This is a genomic window from Rhizobium sp. WYCCWR 11128 (assembly GCF_013416305.1).
Lineage (GTDB): Bacteria > Pseudomonadota > Alphaproteobacteria > Rhizobiales > Rhizobiaceae > Rhizobium > Rhizobium indicum.
In genome coordinates, this window is record NZ_JACCEZ010000001.1 from 387,188 (window position 1) to 405,054 (window position 17,867).

The following is a 17,867-nucleotide window of genomic DNA, read 5'->3' on the forward strand; positions in this document are numbered from 1 at the left end:
GCTTGCTGCCGGCGCGCTTCGGTGCGCTGGCATGTAGTCCGGCGGGAGCGCCACCCTCAATCTCCGTCATTCCTGTTCTCACAGGAAATCGTATCCAAGTCCCCCAACAAGAGCTAAAAATGAGACATGCGCTACACGTTTGCCATAGGCGATATCCATGGCTGCATCGATCCGCTGAACAGGATGATCGATCGGATCGAGGCTTATGCGTCTGAAGGGACCGTCGTCTTCGTTGGCGACTATATTGATCGCGGGCCTGACAGCAAAAGTGTCCTCGACCGGATCATCGCCGGTCCATCGGACCCGTGGAGATGGATCTGCCTGAAAGGCAATCATGAGGACATGATGGTCGCTGCCTATGCCGACAGCGACAGCAGAGACGTGTGGATCAGCAACGGCGGACTTGAAACGGAAATGTCCTATGACGGCAGGGTTCTGCCTCAGCATTTGCAATGGGCTGCCGATCGTCCCCTGATGCATGTTGATCGATATCGTATCTTTGTCCATGCCGGCGTTGTTCCGGAATTTCCGCTGGAACGGCAGACCAAGCGCGATCTTCTCTGGCTACGGTTCCCTCCCGGTGAGTCCAGTGACTATTGGGGCAAGCACTTGGTCCACGGCCATACACCGTCGCTATCCAACCCGGTGACGACAGGAAACCGCACCAACATCGACAGCGGCTGCGTCTTCGGCGGCAGTCTTTCCTGTGCGATCTTCGACGACGATGTTGCCGGCGGGCCGATCGACTTTATCGAGGTGAGGGCATGAACTTGGTCGCTTTGGTAAGGGGATAAAAGGCCGGACGCGGTTGAGCGGAAGTGCGGCTTGCTCCCTCTTCTCCCGGCTGGGGAGAAGAGGTACCGGTCGGGGAGCGTTATCGGGGGCTTATGCGTCGCCAGCCGGCGGCGAGCCGCAGCCAGGGCGCCAGGTGGAAGCCGCTCATCAGCAGGTACATGGGCACCATTCCGCCGATCGGGAAGGCATCCGGCGTCGTCATGCAGATCATGTCGGCGCTGCCGGTCGCGGCTGTCAGCAGCGCCATGACCCCGAATGTCGGGGCGCCGGCGAGTGATAGCCAGTCGGCGGTGTGGGCGGCGATCCGGCCGCCCGGGCTAGCGATGCCACTGCGCGGCTTAGCAGCTGATCCGTCTGCGGCGGCAGCCAGCGAGAGCCATTCGGCGGCGTTGAGAGCGGCGTTTCCGTCGCCTCGCTCTGGAGTGTGGGCGGAGAGCAGCATCGGCGTCACTCCTTGCCGTACCGGTCGTGGTGGCGCCACCAGATGCCGGTTTCGTTGCGGCTCTTCGGTGCGCGGTCGAGCCATTGGTACATGCCCCAGAGCCCGTCCAGCCCGCGCGCATAGCTGGAATAGCTATGGTAGACGGCGCCGTCGATAAGCTCGAAGGCGCTGACACCCGGGCGGTCGCGAGTATAGGTGGGAACGTCGGTGCCGGTCATAGCGGCGATCTGGGTGATCGGGGCCTCGCTGTCGCGCGGCTGCCACTCCTGGACAGTCCTGCCTGGGAGCGGTTCGGGGGCCGGCGGTTCGCGGCGGTAATTATAGTCTACATCGCCCTGGTGCTGCTGCTCGGCAGAGAACCAGACGCTGAAATTGCTGTTGAAGTCGCTGCCGAAGGAGGAGGCCCAGGGAAAGCTCCAGTCCATCCGCCGCTTGAACGCTTCGAGCTTTGCGAGCGGCGCGCGCGAGACCGCCCAAAAGGCGACATCGTGGTTTTCGAGATGGACGAAGACGCCGTTGAAACCGTCGGCGATCGAGGAGCAGGACGGGCATCCTGCGCTATAATCCGGTCCGAACATGAAGTGATAGACGAGAAGCTGCGAGCGGTCGCCGAAGAGATCCTTCAACGAGGCGTTGCCGTCGTCGGTGTCGAAGCGATATTGCTTGTCGATCCTGACACGCGGCAATTGCCGGCGCTTCATCGCCAGCGCGTCGCTCTGCCGGGTCAGTTCCTTCTCCTCCTCGAGCAGATCGAGCCTTGCTGCCAGCCACTGCTGGCGTGTTGCGTTCAGCTGTGCCGTCATGGGTCTTCTCCTTTGCCTGTCTCTCGTCGTAGCATCCGGCGCAGGCTTGCTTGCCGGTCGACGACAAATCTAAGGCCGGGTGGGGAAATGGTGGGAGTGACAAGTGTGACGGGATTTGAATGGACTCGCTGATCACGGCGGCGGCGCGAGCGCTGGCAACAGGCGATGCGCTCGGCGCGCTGAAGCGGGTGGCGCTGCGCGACGATGCGCCGGCGCTGGCGCTGCGCGGCATTGCGATGGCGCAGCTCGGCGATCTCGTCCGTGCCAAGGCGCTGTTGAAGAGTGCGGCGCGTGCTTTCGGTCCGAGGGAGGCGATGGCGCGGGCCCGCTGCGTGGTCGCCGAGGCCGAGATCGCGCTGGTGTCGCGCGATCTCACCTGGCCGCCCAAAGCGCTGGAGGCGGCGCGCAAGGTGCTCGAAGCGCATGGCGACAGGGTCAATGCCGCCCATGCCAGGAATGTCGAGCTTCGCCGGTTGGTGCTGGTCGGCCGGCTCGACGAGGCCGAGCGGGCGCTCGAAACACTCGACCCGACGCCGCTGCCGCCGGCGGCAAGGGCTGCCCATGAGCTGGTGGTTGCGGGTATAGCGATCCGGCGCCTGCAGACGAAAGGGGCGCGTGCGGCGCTTGACCGGGCGAGGCAGGCGGCGCGCGAGGCCGGTATGCCGGTATTGACGGCGGAGGTGGAAAATGCTGCCGGCGTGCTCAGCGCGCCCGTGGCGCGGCTGATCTCGCGCTGGCGGGAAAGCCCGCTGCTGCTCGAGGAGGTGGAAGAGCTGCTAGGTTCTGGCACGCTCGTCGTCGATGCCTGCCGCCATGTCGTGCGCGACGATCAGCTTTCGGTGTCGCTGGCAACGCGGCCGGTGCTCTTCACGCTCGCCCGGACGCTTGCCGAAGCTTGGCCGGCGGATGTGGCACGCGGCACACTCATCGCGCGTGCCTTCCGCGGCAAACATGCCGATGAATCGCACCGTGCCCGGCTGCGCGTCGAGATCGGCCGGCTGCGCGCCGAGCTGCTGGCGCTCGCCGAGGTCTCGGCGACGAAACGCGGCTTTGCGCTCTCGCCGCGCCGTGCCGGAGAGACCGCCGTGCTGGCGCCGCTGGTCGAAGGCCAGCATGGGGCGGTGCTCGCCTTTCTCGCCGATGGCGAGGCGTGGTCAAGTTCGGCGCTGGCGATTGCGCTCGGCGCCAGCCCGCGCACCGTGCAGCGGGCGCTGGATTCACTTGCGGAGGAGAGCAAGGTGCAATCTTTCGGGCGCGGGCGGGCGCGGCGCTGGATGAGCCCGCCGCTGCCCGGTTTCCCGACGATCTTGTTACTCCCGGGACCTTTGCCAAGCGACTAGTATGGCCTGACTGATGAAGATGGCCCTGGTCAACGGGCAAACAGGATGGAAGAGATGAAAAAGTCGGCTGCGACGATTATCCGTGAATATGGACCCTTTCCAGGCGCCGAGCGCGTCAACGGCGTCACCTTCGATGGTGAGCATGTCTGGTTCGCCTCGGGCGACAGGCTGAACGCGCTCGATCCCGCAAGTGGCGAGGTGGTGCGCTCGATTGAGGTTGCGTCCCATGCCGGTACGGCTTTCGATGGCGAGTTCCTCTATCAGATCGCCGAGGACGTTATTCACAAGATCGACCCGAAGACCGGACGAATCGTTTCCACCATCCCGGCGCCCGGCAATGGCGGCGATTCCGGCCTTGCCTGGGCCGAAGGCTCGCTCTGGGTCGGCCAGCACCGCGGCCGCAGGATCCATCAGATCGACCCGGAAACCGGCAAGATCCTCCGCACCATCGAATCCAACCGCGTCGTGACAGGTGTCACCTGGGTCGACGGCCAGCTCTGGCACGGCACCTGGGAGGGCGATGACAGCGACGTCAGACGCATCGACCCCGAAACCGGCGAGGTGCTGGAGCGGCTGGAGATGCCCGAGGGCACCGGGGTCTCCGGCCTCGAATCCGATGGCGCTGACTGCTTCTTTTGCGGTGGCGGCGCCAGCGGCAAGGTCCGCGCGATCAGCCGGCCGGGGCTGGTGCCTGGTCCCGCAAAGCGGGAGTGATCGATCCAGTGGATCGATCACAGGGCCGAACGCCCTGAGCTATGCGAAGGGCCGGGAGAGGCAAGGATGGAAGGCGAGTTATCGATGCGGCGTGGGCGGGGGAGGGCCAGCCGCATCAAGGAAAGCAAAGTGCTGCGATGTTTCGGCTGCCTTCAGTCGGGTGACCGATCTGCGGCTTTTCTTCGTGGCCAGCTTTAGCGCCCAGGCCGTCATGATTTCTTAACACTCGTCAATTTTAATCGCGGTTTAGTTGCCGATTCGATAAAACCTATTTTAAATCAATCTTTAAGAGCATTTTGTGGGGCGGCATCATGCGGGCAAGCTCTGTGTTTCGCAGGACCAGGAAACAGAAGCTTCTTTCACGGATCTGCTTCGCGGCACTGAGCCTCGGCTGTTCGCTCGCAACGCCCATTTCAAGAAGCGCGGGAAAGCATCGGGAGTTCAAAGGACGGCACCTTGTCCTCCTGACAGTATGTGGGGTGGTGCTTATGGCCCTATCCGCCGGGGCGGCCTCGGCCCAAAATTGGACCGGAACAACAAGCAGTGACTGGACTGACGGGAGCAATTGGACGGGCGGCGTTGCTCCCGGTGCCGGTGCAACCGTTAACATCAGTACAATTGGCGTACCGTCCCAGGGGCCTACCGTCCTCGGTGTCACTGGGCCGATCAGCGTCTCGGTGGGGGCAATACAAGTCGGCCAAGGCGGACCAGCGCACGGCGTCCTGACGATACAGAATGGTAGCACCCTGACAAGCACGGGCTCGTCGCGGCTCGCGAGTGCGGCTGGAACCACAGGCACCGTCACCGTCACCGGCCCGGGATCGCAGTGGAACATACCCGCGGGGACTTTTCATGTGGGTTTTTTGGGTACTGGCACACTCAACATTGAGAACGGCGGACAGGTCACAGCGGGAGCCAATACGGTACTCGGCGGCATCGCCGCATCTTCGGGCACGCTCAACATCACCGGCGGCGGCACATTGCAGACCCTATCCTTGCGGGGCGGGCCTGGCGTGAGCCAAGCCAATTTCGACAATGGCATTTTGCGCGCGACGGCCGCTAACTCAGCCTTCATAAGCTTATTTTCCGGCACCGAGCTCAATCTGCTGTCCGGCGGGCTGACGATTGATACCGCCGGCTTTGCTGTGGGAACCGACGCGGCGTCGGGGTTTACCGGCGTGGGCGGCCTGACCGTTACCGGTGGCGGCGTCTTCAGCCTATTGGCGAACAGCATCTATACCGGCGAGACGCAGATCGACTTCGGCAGCAGCCTCGCCCTTTCCGGCGCCGGCGCCATCGCCAATTCCAGCCGGGTTGTCGCGGATGGCGCTCTTGACGTTTCGGGGGCAGCGGCCCCGACCATCCAGAGCCTGGCCGGCAGCGGCCTCGTGCAGATCGGGGCGCAAACCCTGACGATCGCCAATGCCAACGACACGTTCGCGGGCGTCATCGCCGGCACGGGCGGGCTGACGGTCACCGGCGGCAGACAAACGCTTTTGGGCGTCAACACCTATACGGGCGCCACGACGGTGAGCGGCGGCCGGCTCGCCGTCAACGGCTCGATCACCAGCCCGGTCACGACAACGGGGGCCGGTATTCTCGGCGGCACCGGCACGATCTTCGGCGATGTGACCAATGCCGGCGTGTTGGCGCCGGGCAATTCGATTGGTACGCTGACGATATCGGGCAACTATATTGGCAGCGGCGGCACTCTGGAGATCGAGAGCGTGCTCGGCAACGATACATCCGCGACCGACCGCCTCGTCGTCACCGGCAACACATCAGGCACCACCGATGTCAAGGTGACCAACCTCGGAGGCGGTGGCGCGCAAACCGTCGAAGGCATCAAAATCGTCGATGTCGCCGGTACGTCGGCCGGCACCTTCTCGCTCCTCGGCGACTATGTGTTCGAAGGCGACCAGGCCGTGGTCGGCGGGGCTTATGCCTATCGACTTTACCAAGGGGGTGTCAGCACGCCTGCCGATGGCGACTGGTATCTGCGTTCAGCCGTTCTCGATGCCGCAGGCACCTCGACCGGGCCATTATATGCGCCTGCCGTGCCGCTCTATGAGGCCTATGCCGGCGTGCTGCAGAGCCTCAATGAGTTCGGGACGCTGCGCCAGCGCACCGGTGGGCGCGAGGCGGACGATGGTCAATCCGCTGCCGACGCCGGGAACGATGAGGTCAACGATCAGGGCAAGGCGATCTGGACCCGCATCGACGGGACGCATTCGCATTTCGAGCCCGAAACCTCGACGTCCGGCACCGAATATGACGTCAACAGCTGGACGCTGCAGGTGGGCGTCGACGGAATGTTGCGCGGAAGCGGGGCGGGCGTGCTGATCGGCGGGCTCAGCTTTCATGTGGATACGGCCTCCGCAGACGTCTCTTCGCGCTTCGGCACGGGCGACATCGACACCACAGGCTACGGCTTCGACGGCACCTTGACCTGGTACGGCAACAGCGGCTTCTACATCGATACGCAGGCTGGCGTGACCTGGTACAGCAGCGATCTCAAATCCTCGACGCTTCACACCACGCTTGCCGACGACAACAACGGCTTCGGCTATGGGCTCAGCGTCGAAGCCGGCCAGAAGATTGCGCTGACGAGCCAGTGGTCGCTGACGCCGCAGGCGCAGCTTGCCTATTCCTCCGTGCGTTTCGACAGCTTCACCGATGCCTATGGCGCCGACGCGTCGCTTGACGATGGCGACAGCCTGACCGGCCGCCTCGGCATCTCGGCCGATTACGACAGCGACTGGAAGAGTGCCTCCGGAAAGATCAGCCGCTCGAAGCTCTACGGCATCGCCAATCTCTACTACGACTTTCTCGACGGTTCGGATGTCGATGTCTCGGGGACGAAGCTTATCAGTGAGAACCAGGCGCTCTGGGGCGGCCTTGGCATGGGCGGCTCACTCAGCTGGGCGGACGACCGTTACGCGGCCTATGGCGAGGCCTTCGCCCGCACCAGCCTCAAGGACTTTGGCGACAGCAACAGCTTCGGCGCCAAGGTCAGGTTCAGCGTGAAGTGGTAGCGGCATGGCTGCCGGAGGGCGCCAGGCCGGAAGTCGACATCAAGGGTCAGGTTGTCAGAATTTCCATCGAGCGAGCAATTGATTTCATCATGTAACGATCTACTTTCGCGGCAGTGTTGACGCTTCGGTGTCGGTCGAGGGCTGCACGCAAAGCCGGTGCGGCTGTAGGGGGGAGAGACTTTGAAATATCTGCGCACGACGCTCGGGCCTAAGAGCAAATCCGAACTTGGGATGATCCTCCCGCACGAGCACGTCTTCGTCGACCTCAGGACGCCGGACCAGCCCGGTTATGCCGAAGCAGAGATAGAAGACGTCGTTCGGCTGATGGCCCCCGAGATCGAGCGGATCAAGAAGCTCGGGGTGACGGCATTGGTCGAATGCTCGACGGGCGGCGTCGGACGCCGTGCGGATATCGATCTTGCGGTGTCCATTGCGACGGATTTTCCGATCGTCGTGCCCACCGGCAATTACCGTGAGCCCTGGATTCCCGAATGGGTCCGCCATGCTTCCGAGAAAGAGCTGGAGGCGTGGATGCTTCGCGAGCTGACGGAGCAGATCGACGAGACCGGGTTCCAGGCGGGCTGGATCAAGCTCAGTGCCGGCGATGACGGCATGACGGCGCTCGAGACGAAAATCCTGCGGGCAGCCGCGCGGGCCGCGGCGCAGACCGACGCCGTCATTGGCAGTCATACGATCAGGGGACGGGTCGTGATGGACCAGCTGGATGTCATCGAGGCGGAGGGCTACAGGGCCGACAGGTTTATCTCGATCCATACGCAGGAGGAAAAGGACTTCGCCTATAACGTCGCCGTCGCCGAGCGAGGCGCCTGGATCGAGTATGATCATGTCGGCCGGGCCGGGGACAACGAGGTGGCTGAGCTGGTGATCAAGGCGCTGGAGGCGGGCTGCGGCAATCGCCTGTTGTTGAGCCATGACCGCGGCTGGTTCGATCCGGCGCTGCCGATGGGCGGGACGCCCAAACCGTATACGCATCTTTCCACGGTCTTGCTGCCCGAATTGAAACGGCGGGGCATAGATGATGGCACCCTGGTGCGCCTGACCCACGACAATCCGTTCGAGGCTTTCGCCCGATAGGGGAGTGGTCGGGCGAAAGAGGCCTAAACTATATCGAAATGCGCTCTGGCAGTTTCGTCGATACAGGAAATCACAGTGGTTGTGCCTCACGAAAGATGAATAGGATGGGAGGGGCGCTAAGTGAGATTTAGGTTGTTTTATGAAGGTGAGTTGCATTCCTCGGGTAATAATTCGAAGCGCCCAGCCCACAAACACGACATTCGCCGTGAGTTTCACAAGCAATTCCGAGAGCTCTGGCGAGTCGACGGAAATCTAGATGAATGGATGGACTACGCGAACCATAAAACCGTTCCTGAGTTTCAGTGGATCGCCGATCGTAATGGCAAATGGGGTTACCGTTGGGTTCCACTTGTAAGTGATGAGACATTTACCCACTGCTCTATAGACGTTCTAATGTTGCGACCGGGCAAAGCTGGTGGCCTCATTGTCGATACGGACATAGATAACAGGCTCAAGACGCTGTTTGACGCTCTCCAAATCCCAACGAGTCAATCGCAATTGCCTAAGACACCAGCATCGGACGAAGATCCCTTTTTTGTTCTGCTTGAGAAAGATAGCTTGATCTCATCAGTGAGTGTGACGACAGATCGACTTCTGGCGAGAGAAAGATTCATTCGGAAGGACGTTCCGGACAGCTTGACGCTGTCCTTGGATCAATCAGCGAACCGCGATCATGTGGTTCTCATCATCTCAGTAGCGATACACGCCACAAAGACCACATTAGATAATCTTCACTTGATCGGATGAGCGTAAAACCGACAGCAATGAAAGCTATCGATGTGGCCGGCAGCGATCGGTTTGATCCTGATGCCTGACATATCCGACGGTGCTGCGGCGTCCATACTCTTCTCCTGATCGCGACTGCCATAGGAGACCTGCCGCAGGCCCGCACGGGAGCGCATAATTCACGGTCCGTCAACCTTTGCGTGTCAATTTCTCGGCATCGGGCGCCATCAAAAGGTTGCAGGTATTGAAGGTCGGGCTCACATCCCACATCACATTCGTCCTGGTGACGCTCACCTGCGCGGCGGCTGCGTTGCTGTGCGGATTTGCGTGGCTCGCAGCGGTGAAGGTCGATGATCTCTCGCTGCGCCGGCAGGCCGACTTCGTCGGTCAAGGATTGGAAGAGCAGATCGCGGCACTTCCCCGGGAGCAGGAAAGCGTCACCAAATGGGACGATGCCTTCCTTTATGCCAAGCAACGGAACCATGAATGGCTGCTCGACAATGTCGGCCGGTGGACGAGCCGGTATTTCGGGCACGACAGGACCTATATCTTCGACGATACCAATCGCCTGATGTTTGCGTTCCGCGACGGCGCGGATGCCATGCCGCCGCGGCTCGGTGACGACGACGGCCGAGACGTGACCGCTCTCGCCGGTGAGATGCGCACCGTTCTCGTCGAGCGGGCTGCAAAGCCCAGCGCCGAAGCGCTCGGTCAACTGGCCGCGGTTCGGACGATCCTGATCGGCAACAGACCGGCGATAGCAAGCGCGCGTCCCATTCTGCCGAGCTCGGGCAGGATGCAGATCGAGCCGGGCCAGGAGTTCATCGCCATCTCGGTCAAGTTCCTCGATGGAAAGGCTGCCGAAAGCATCGCCCATTATGCGCGGCTCGAAGGCCTGCATTTCGCGCCTTCGAAAAGTGAGGACGAACGGGCGCAAGTGCCTGTGTCGTCCCATGACGGCGGCACGATCGGCTACCTCGTGTGGCCGCCTATCCTGCCCGGATTCATGCTGCTTCGGCAGATCGCGCCGGCGGGGCTTGGTTGCCTGGCGCTGCTGATCGCCGTCGTGTGCTGGCTCGGGCGAGGTCTGCATCGCACCTCGCTGACCCTGCTGGACAGCCAGGCGCAGCTCACCCATCACCGCAACCATCTGGAAGAGATGGTGGCTGATCGAACGGCCGAGATCGAAAGGCAGAGAGAGGAACTGGACCGCCTGCTGGTGCACGAACGCCAGGTGAATGCGCTCCAGCGCCAGTTCGTCGCCATGGCTTCGCACGAGTTTCGCACGCCGCTCGCCATCATCGATGCTGCCGCCCAGCGGCTCTGCCGCTCGACGACCAACGTCAGCGGTGATTACGTTCACGAAAAAGCCGGCGTGATCCGAAGCGCCGTCGTGCGCATGGTCGACCTGATGGAGAGCATCCTCGCCAGCGGGCGGCTCGAAACCGGACAGATCACACTGAAGCGCAGCGAAGGCGATCTGAAAACCCTGCTCGTCAGCTGCTGCGACAGGCAGCGGCATCTCAGCCGCACGCATGTGTTCCATCTCGATCTTGAGCCAATACCGGATGTATTGACGTTCGACCGCAGCGCGATGGAACAGGTCTTCACCAACCTGATTTCGAACGCCGTTAAGTATTCGCCCAACGCGCCTGACATTCATGTTCGCGCCCGGGTCGACGAGAAGACGGTGGAGATCGCCATCTCCGACAGCGGCATCGGTATGGATGCGGAGGATCTACCGAAGCTGTTCCAACCCTATTATCGCGCCCGCAGCGCCACGGGCATTGCCGGAACCGGCATCGGCCTCAATGTCGTCAAGCAGGTCATCGAATTGCATGGCGGCACCGTCGAAGTGACGAGCGAGCTCGGCAAAGGCACAACATTCACCATTCTTCTGCCAATAGAATTTCTATTGTCGGATCAACATGTCGCAGCTTAAGGAAGAGCTCATGGTTACAGTCCTGTGCATAGAAGACGAAGTCGAGATCCGGAACCTCCTCGTCGAAGAATTGAGCGAAGCCGGCTACAAGACGCTCGAGGCCTCGAACGGCGCCGAGGGACTGGAAATAATCCTGTCAAAATGGCCCGATATCGTCATCAGCGACATTTCGATGCCTGTCATGGACGGGCACCAGCTTCTGGCCGAAATTCAGATCAATCACCCGGAGCTTTCCAACATTCCCTTCATCCTGCTGACCGCGCTGACCGATCGGGAAAATACGCTTGCCGGCCTGCGCGGCGGAGCGGCGGACTATCTGACGAAACCGCTCGACTTCGATCTGCTGCTCGCCAAGCTCGAAGGCTGCGTGACGCGCCTTGCCAACGACAAGGCGGTTCACCGGTCGTTCTGATGGTTGCTGGGCAAAGGCGAGGGAAGAAAGCACATGTCTTCCGTTTCCGCAAAAGACGCTTTCCGGAAGGGCGAGGCGCTGCCGCATATCTTTTCTCCCCGCCGGGGAGAAGGTGCCGGCAGGCGGTTGAAGGGGTGAGCGACGACAGGAGCGAATGCACGTGAGCGTAAGCGAAGAGCAATAGTATACTGGAGGGAGTGCCGTACTGCCCCCTCATCCGACCCTTCGGGCCACCTTCTCCCCGCTGGGGAGAAGAGGGTGCAGCTGCTTGCTGTTGCTTCGTTTACTGACGCTTCGGTGGAGTTTGATGTCACCCATCCGCTACCGCCCACCTTCCATTATCCTCGTCCCGCCAGCGCATCCCCCAGCACCTCGAACACCCGCGCATCCAGCGTCTGAGACACATTGAAGCGCATGAAATTCGTTGCCGATTGCGACAGGCTGAATGCGTTTCCGGGAGCCAGAACGATCCTCTTTTCGAGTGCGGCGCGCGCCACATCAGCTGCGTCGATGCCATCGGGCAGTTGGCACCAGAGGAACATTCCGGCCTGAGGCTCCAGCCAGGGCGTTATGCCGAGATTCTTCAGTCTGGCCGAGACCTCGCTCATAGCCCGGGAGAGCCGGTGTCTCAGCGCCTCGATGTGTTTGCGATAGTTGCCGTCGCTCAAGACATTCAACACCAGTTCCGCCGTCAGCCGGCCGCCGCCGAAGGAGGTGGCGATCTTCAGGTCTGTCAGGCCGTCGATCCATTCCGATTTCGCCACGACGAAGCCGCAGCGGGCCGAGGCCGACAGGGTCTTCGAGAAGCTGCCGATGTGGATGACCCGCTCGAGCCCGTCGAAGGCGGCAAGGCGGGGCGCCGGCGTATATTCGAAATCGGCGAAGATATCGTCCTCGATGATGGTCAAGTCGAACTGGTCGGCGAGTTTCAGAACCCGGTGAGCCGTAACGGGAGACAAGGTTGCGCCGGTCGGATTGTGGATGGCGGAGTTGGTGATGTAGAGCCGCGGTCGCTCATCGGCGAGGACTTGCGCAAACACTTCGATATCGGGACCGGATGGCGTGTAGGGCACGCCGACGATCTTTGCCCGATGGGCGCGCAACAGCGCGTGGAAATTGAAATAACAGGGATCGTCGACCAGCACCGTGTCGCCGGGTTCCAGCAAGAAACGGCAGAGCAGATCGATTGCCTGCGTGCCGGAATCGGCCAGCATAATTTGGTCCGGGGAGGCTTGGATCCCCCGTTCGCCCATGCGCCGCGAAATCAGCTGGCGCAGCTGCGGCAAGCCGAGCGGCGAGCCGTAATCGGCGAGTGCCGGCCCGTCGGCGCGGGCAAGCGTTCTGAGCCCGCGGCGCATGCCATCCCCCGGCAGCCAGGAAGGCGGGAGCCAGCCGCATCCCGGCTTCAGGTCCGCTTCGCCGGCCTCCAGCGATTGCCGCGATATCCAGAACGGGTCGACCGCACGGTCGAGCTTCGGCCCAGCCTCGGCAAGCGCAAAGGGGGCTGCCTGATTGGCGACGTAGAATCCCGAACCCGGTCTTGCCAGGATCGCGCCTTCGGCGACCAACCGCTCATAGGCGTCGACGACGGTCGAAGTCGACAGTTTCAACGTCGCAGCCAGCCCTCGAACGGATGGTAGCTTTGCCCCCGGTGTCAGGCTGCGCCCGGCGATGCGCTGCCTGATCGTCGCGGCGACCATCTCCACGCGTGTGCGTCCTTCGTTCATCCGTATTGCTTCCTGCACCATTACAGTTTCCAGAAATTGTATCAGACTGTGACTGTCATAACCATCCGTGTTGGCCGATAAGAGCTAGAGAATGAAGGAGTGCAGCGCATCATGGAGCGCGAGATGGATCGCATGGCATCGGGATGGATCAATGGTTTTATCGGGGTGGTGATCTTCAGCGGATCGCTGCCGGCCACCCGCGTGGCGGTGATGCAGTTCGATCCGGTCTTTCTCACCGTGGCGCGCGCGGTGATCGCCGGCTTTCTTGCGCTCGGCCTGCTGATCGCTTTCAGAGAGAAGCGACCGAGCCGAGACGATATCCTCTCCTTGGCCGTGGTGGCGTTGGGCGTCGTTGTCGGCTTCCCCCTGCTGACGGCGCTGGCGCTGCAGCACGTTACCTCCGCCCATTCGATCGTCTTCATCGGCCTGCTGCCGCTCGCAACGGCGATCTTCGGCGTGGTCCGTGGCGGAGAACGGCCGAAGCCGGCATTCTGGCTCTTTTCCGTTCTCGGCAGCGTGCTGGTGGCGGGGTTCGCATTGACGCAAGGGCTGACGGCCTCGCCGGTCGGCGATCTGCTGATGCTGGCGGCTGTTGTCGTCTGCGGCCTCGGCTATGCCGAAGGCGGCAGGCTTTCACGCACTCTCGGCGGGTGGCAGGTGATTTCCTGGGCGCTCGTGCTGTCGCTGCCGCTGACGGTCGCAGTCGCGCTTTTGCATAGGCCGGCAACCTTCGCCGGCATCGAAGTGCCGGCGCTGCTCGGCCTTGCCTATGTCTCGCTATTTTCCATGCTGATCGGCTTCATCTTCTGGTATCGCGGCCTGTCGCAGGGCGGCATCGCCGCCGTCGGCCAATTGCAACTGCTCCAGCCGTTCTTCGGTCTGGCGCTTGCTGCCACCCTGCTGCACGAGCCCGTGACCTGGGCCATGCTCGCCGTCACGGTCGCCGTCATCCTCTGCGTCGCCGGCGCCCGCAGGTTTGCGCGGTAGGGGAGGATCGTGACGCTTTCTCTGTCCTCAGATTCGGTCGAAAACCTCGGGCTGCAATTTTCCGATCTTCATCAGATGTTGCAGCGTGTATGAAATCGACAGAGCGTCGTCGAGCCCATCATGCGCCTGCAATGGAGGATGGTCGACGCCGTAGTAGTCGGCCAGTTTGTTGCTCGGTGTCTTTGCCAAATCCTCGATCGGCATCCCCGCAGCGACGAGCAGCTTGACGGCGTTGTCGAAGCGGCGGGCCGGGATGGAAGGCTGAATGCCGGCGACATAGCAGCTGATGGCCAACATGTTCAGCTCGTCCTTGCCCCAGGACCAAAACCGGGCGCCGCCCGAGAAGCTGTCGAGGCCGGAAAGGGCATCCTCCAATGTCACGCCATGGGTGTCGATATCCTCCTCGGTGATGCCGGTCAGATTGGTGAAATAAGGATCGAGCGGATACCTCTTGCCGAAGCGATCGATGGGCCGGACGTAGGATTTGTACGTATCGAGGATCGGAAACTCGTCTTCGAGGCCAAGCTTGACGGCTCCGATCTGCGCAATGACAGGATCGGGATCGTGGGCCGCGCACCAAAATCTGCGTTGCGAGCCTTCCAGGCAAAGAAATTCACAGTCGAATATGATCGCGGTCTTCATCGTCGACACTACCCTCACGAATTTGGCCGATAAATTTAAGGAGGAATCCAACACATGGAGCACTCCAAATAAAGGCTATAAGCCACGCAATCGCCGTCGCTCCCACACATTCCTGTTCATCAATCCGACAGCTTGGCTCGACGGCGAAGGTGTGTAGGCAGATCGCCCCAACCAATATTGCCAAGCTCGCGGTTGCGATGGATATCCAAAGTCTGATCCCTCGCTTCATGATCAAGGCGGTAATAAAGACTCCTGCGAAAGGCAACACGATGAGCCAAATCACGAATTTCTCCATCGTCGATGGTGCTCCTGAGCGTGGAGTTTATCTAACCAGTCTGACTATGCAAAATGACGGGACTTTGGCCGAGGCGGCCAGTGCGGCGCTGTCGTAGGCGGCACGCTACGACATGAGCTGCCCGGTTCCGGCGGCGAATTGACATCGGCCCGCGCAAGCCGCAAGGACGTCGCAGAGGCCACTACCGGCGCCGGGCGGCGTCGAGACGGCGGAAGAGGTGGAGCGAAAGTGTCGGGCGGGGGGTCATCGCGAACGACCACATCGACCGCTGCTCGGACCAAACATCCGGACGCTACATCTTCGATGACGTGGCAAGGGCTAAAGCCTGCAACGATCCCTAATGATACAGCACCCGCTCGGATCGATTCTCGAGCCGGCGCTCGGATCAACTGCCGGAGACCAGCCTAAGGCCGATCACGCCGGCCAGGATCAGAGCGATGCAGAAGAGCCGCATCGGCGCGACGGAGTCGCCCAGCACGGCCATTCCGAGGATCGCGGTGCCGGCCGCGCCGATGCCGGTCCAGACTGCGTAGCCGGTGCCGACAGGCAGGGTGCGCAGCGAAATCGACAGAAGGAAGACGCTCGACAGGCCGGTGGCAACGGTCAGCAAAGCGGGGATCAACCGGGTAAAGCCCATGGATGATTTCATGAAGAAGGCGAAGCCGATTTCGAGAATGCCGGCGATGCTGAGGAGCGCCCAAGCCATAGGTGTGCATCCCTTGATGGGCCGGGCGTTGCGGCCCGGCGAGCTTTATTCTCAGGGAGCGGGCGCCCGTATTCATGAGCGCCCGCAGCGGACTTGCTTCAAGCCTTGGCGCCGGCCGCCGGCGTCGAGCGGAAGGCGATGCCGAAGCGGTTGAAGGCGTTCATCAGGCCGATTGCATAGGTGAGATCGGCGAGTTCCTTGTCGTCGAATTCGGCGGCGGCAGCGGCGTAGTCGGCATCGGGAATACCGGTTTCGGCGACGCGCGTGACCGTTTCCGCCCAGGCAAGGGCTACGCGTTCGCGGGGGCTGAACAGGTTGCCGGCATCGCGCCAGACCGCCACCAGCACCAGCTTGTCGACCGTTAGGCCTGATTTCAGCAGATCGCGAGAATGCATGTCGATGCAGAAGGCGCAACCGTTGATCTCAGACACCCTGAGATAGACGAGGTCGACCAGCTCCTTTGGCAGGCCGCTTTTCTGGACGGTGACGTAGACGCCGCCAAAAGCCTTGTATCCCTCGGGAGAAGCCTTTGCGTAGTCGATGCGATTGCTCATGACGATTGTTCCTTTCTGATTGAAGGACTTAATCGTCGTGCATCTTGGCCTATATCAGAAGGTCCATGAACGGCATTCTGTATTAGACCATGATATCGCTCAAAGCAGTTTCGACATCCGCCTTGCGAGCGTTTCGGCCGTGCGCTGAGAGTCGATATTGGTGAAGTTGAGAAGCAGGGCCGGGGCGGCGTCGCCCTCGATCATCCAGTCCGTCAGTGCTTCCGCATAGAGGCCTTCCTTGCGCATGCGTGCCACGAACTCCCGGTCCGACTGCCGGCCTAACAGCCGCAGGATCAAGTGCATGCCGCCGGGCTGGGAATCGATCTGCATATGGCCGGCGAGCACGCTTTCCAGGCCTGCTGCCGTCATCTCGCGGCGCTCGGCATAGAGCCTGCGCATACGTTGGATATGCCTGGCGAAATGACCCTCGGTGATGAAGGCGGTGACGATTGCCTGCGTCAGCTCAGGACTGCCGGCGGCCAGCGCCTCGGTCATCTCCTCGAACCGCGCCACCTCAGCTTCCGGCACGACGAGATAGGCAAGCCGGAGGCTCGGAAACAGCACTTTGCTGAAGGTGCCGGCATAGAGCACCCGTCCATCGCGATCGAGGCTCTTCAAGGCCGGAAGGGGACGGCTGACATAGCGGTATTCGCCGTCGTAATCATCCTCGATGATCCATGCCTCGTTTCCCGCAGCCCAGTCCAGCAGCGCCTGGCGCCGGGGCAGGGAGAGCGAGACGCAAAGCGGGCTCTGGTGCGCCGGCGTCACCACCGCCGCGCGGGCGCGAGGCGCCTGCCTGATGCCGTCGGAGACGACCAAACCGTCGCGATCGACCGGCACGGGAATGCTCTCGATCTGCATTTGCCGGAACAGCTCCCGGGTCGGCGGATATCCCGGGTTTTCCAGCCAGACTCGATCGCCAGCCTTCAGCAAGGCTTGCACGATCAGCGCGATGGTGTGGCGATAACCTGAGGTGACAAACACCTGAGACGGCGAACAACTGATGCCGCGCGAGACCTGCAGATAGGCGGCGATCTCAGCACGCAGGGCCGGCAGGCCGGAGACGGCGGGGTGAACCATGTCTGACGGCTGCATGGCGCGCGCGCAGCGCGCGCCGAGCCGGGCCCAGATCTTGCGGGGAAAGGCATCGAGTGCCGGTAGGCCCATCTGGAAGGGCAGGATCGAGTCGGGACGAAAACTCGTCGACGCGATGCCGCTATCGGCCGGTGGGATCGGGCTCGGAGCCGGCATTTGCGGTTTGAGATCCGGCGTGACGATGGTGCCGGCCTGGCCGCGGGCCTGGATATAACCCTCGGCGGCAAGCAGGGAATAGGCGGCTTCGATGGTGCCTCGGGCGAGGCCCAATTCCTTGGTCAGCGCCCGTGCCGAAGGTATCCGGTCGCCGGGCTTCAACAGACCGCTGGCAATGGCGCCGCGGAAGCGATCGTAGATCTGCCGGTAAAACGGCGTGGCCGCTGCTGGATCGAGCGGCGGGATATTGCCGGGCCTTGCGCCGGTCATCAACTGGTCAACCTCTCACATGGATAGGCGGATGATGATGTCATATTGGCCCGCTCGGCACAATCATGGCTCAGTTGTAAACTCTCTTCATGGACCTTGGGGATGGACCATAATGTTCGTAGAACCATTGT

Annotated in this window: 17 protein-coding genes and 1 pseudogene; 9 read left to right on the forward strand and 9 right to left on the reverse strand. The window is 62.0% G+C overall.

Annotated elements, in window-relative coordinates:
• Positions 1–126 precede the first annotated feature (126 nt).
• The gene (locus HX898_RS01910; RefSeq protein ID WP_180193842.1) at positions 127–768 is read left to right on the forward strand and encodes a metallophosphoesterase family protein; all 642 of its coding nucleotides are present in this window, start codon (positions 127–129) and stop codon (positions 766–768) included.
• Between the two features lie 106 nt (positions 769–874).
• Here HX898_RS01910 and HX898_RS01915 read toward each other — a convergent pair whose 3' ends face one another.
• Positions 875–1,237: a hypothetical protein gene (locus HX898_RS01915; protein ID WP_180194344.1), complete on the reverse strand. Its 363-nt coding sequence runs from the start codon at positions 1,235–1,237 to the stop codon at positions 875–877.
• A 5-nt stretch (positions 1,238–1,242) separates the two neighbouring features.
• Complete coding sequence (locus HX898_RS01920) at positions 1,243–2,040, reverse strand: DUF899 family protein (RefSeq protein ID WP_180193843.1); 798 nt, start codon at positions 2,038–2,040, stop codon at positions 1,243–1,245.
• Positions 2,041–2,159: 119 nt separating this feature from the next.
• Here HX898_RS01920 and HX898_RS01925 point away from each other — a divergent pair, with 119 nt between their 5' ends.
• The 5 genes from HX898_RS01925 to HX898_RS01945 all read left to right on the forward strand — a co-directional run bounded on the left by HX898_RS01925 (position 2,160) and on the right by HX898_RS01945 (position 8,971).
• Complete coding sequence (locus HX898_RS01925) at positions 2,160–3,380, forward strand: helix-turn-helix domain-containing protein (RefSeq protein WP_180193844.1); 1,221 nt, start codon at positions 2,160–2,162, stop codon at positions 3,378–3,380.
• A 54-nt stretch (positions 3,381–3,434) separates the two neighbouring features.
• Entirely contained in the window at positions 3,435–4,094 is a 660-nt protein-coding gene (locus HX898_RS01930; protein WP_180193845.1) for a PQQ-binding-like beta-propeller repeat protein, read from the forward strand.
• Between the two features lie 722 nt (positions 4,095–4,816).
• Positions 4,817–7,129 (forward strand): autotransporter outer membrane beta-barrel domain-containing protein, encoded by a 2,313-nt coding sequence (locus tag HX898_RS01935; RefSeq protein ID WP_180194345.1) that lies wholly within the window; start codon positions 4,817–4,819, stop codon positions 7,127–7,129.
• A 180-nt stretch (positions 7,130–7,309) separates the two neighbouring features.
• Complete coding sequence (locus tag HX898_RS01940; RefSeq protein ID WP_180193846.1) at positions 7,310–8,224, forward strand: esterase; 915 nt, start codon at positions 7,310–7,312, stop codon at positions 8,222–8,224.
• Positions 8,225–8,488: 264 nt separating this feature from the next.
• Positions 8,489–8,971: a hypothetical protein gene (locus HX898_RS01945; protein ID WP_180193847.1), complete on the forward strand. Its 483-nt coding sequence runs from the start codon at positions 8,489–8,491 to the stop codon at positions 8,969–8,971.
• A gap of 17 nt (positions 8,972–8,988) precedes the next feature.
• On the opposite strand, the pseudogene HX898_RS33080 reads toward HX898_RS01945, so the two are convergent.
• Positions 8,989–9,066 (reverse strand): annotated as a pseudogene (locus HX898_RS33080) (GNAT family N-acetyltransferase); the annotation flags it as partial.
• An 80-nt stretch (positions 9,067–9,146) separates the two neighbouring features.
• Between HX898_RS33080 and HX898_RS01950 the strand changes: the two are divergent.
• A complete protein-coding gene (locus HX898_RS01950) occupies positions 9,147–10,892 on the forward strand; it encodes an ATP-binding protein (RefSeq protein WP_180193848.1) in 1,746 nt (581 codons plus the stop codon).
• Positions 10,893–10,902: 10 nt separating this feature from the next.
• Complete coding sequence (locus HX898_RS01955) at positions 10,903–11,304, forward strand: response regulator (RefSeq protein ID WP_180193849.1); 402 nt, start codon at positions 10,903–10,905, stop codon at positions 11,302–11,304.
• A gap of 338 nt (positions 11,305–11,642) precedes the next feature.
• On the opposite strand, the gene HX898_RS01960 is transcribed toward HX898_RS01955, so the two are convergent.
• A complete protein-coding gene (locus HX898_RS01960) occupies positions 11,643–13,052 on the reverse strand; it encodes a PLP-dependent aminotransferase family protein (protein ID WP_180193850.1) in 1,410 nt (469 codons plus the stop codon).
• A 102-nt stretch (positions 13,053–13,154) separates the two neighbouring features.
• On the opposite strand from HX898_RS01960, the gene HX898_RS01965 reads away from it, so the two are divergent.
• Entirely contained in the window at positions 13,155–14,018 is an 864-nt protein-coding gene (locus tag HX898_RS01965; RefSeq protein WP_180194346.1) for a DMT family transporter, read from the forward strand.
• 27 nt (positions 14,019–14,045) lie between these two features.
• Here HX898_RS01965 and HX898_RS01970 read toward each other — a convergent pair whose 3' ends face one another.
• From HX898_RS01970 to HX898_RS01990, 5 genes are all read right to left on the reverse strand, one after another.
• A complete protein-coding gene (locus tag HX898_RS01970; protein ID WP_180193851.1) occupies positions 14,046–14,660 on the reverse strand; it encodes a 3'-5' exonuclease in 615 nt (204 codons plus the stop codon).
• Positions 14,632–14,955 (reverse strand): hypothetical protein, encoded by a 324-nt coding sequence (locus HX898_RS01975; RefSeq protein WP_180193852.1) that lies wholly within the window; start codon positions 14,953–14,955, stop codon positions 14,632–14,634. The genes HX898_RS01970 and HX898_RS01975 overlap by 29 nt, the downstream gene beginning before the upstream one ends.
• A 385-nt stretch (positions 14,956–15,340) precedes the next feature.
• The gene (locus HX898_RS01980) at positions 15,341–15,661 is read right to left on the reverse strand and encodes a multidrug efflux SMR transporter (RefSeq protein WP_138387275.1); all 321 of its coding nucleotides are present in this window, start codon (positions 15,659–15,661) and stop codon (positions 15,341–15,343) included.
• A gap of 98 nt (positions 15,662–15,759) precedes the next feature.
• Positions 15,760–16,215: a carboxymuconolactone decarboxylase family protein gene (locus HX898_RS01985; RefSeq protein ID WP_180193853.1), complete on the reverse strand. Its 456-nt coding sequence runs from the start codon at positions 16,213–16,215 to the stop codon at positions 15,760–15,762.
• A gap of 99 nt (positions 16,216–16,314) precedes the next feature.
• The gene (locus tag HX898_RS01990) at positions 16,315–17,736 is read right to left on the reverse strand and encodes a PLP-dependent aminotransferase family protein (RefSeq protein WP_180193854.1); all 1,422 of its coding nucleotides are present in this window, start codon (positions 17,734–17,736) and stop codon (positions 16,315–16,317) included.
• Between the last annotated feature and the right edge of the window lie 131 nt (positions 17,737–17,867).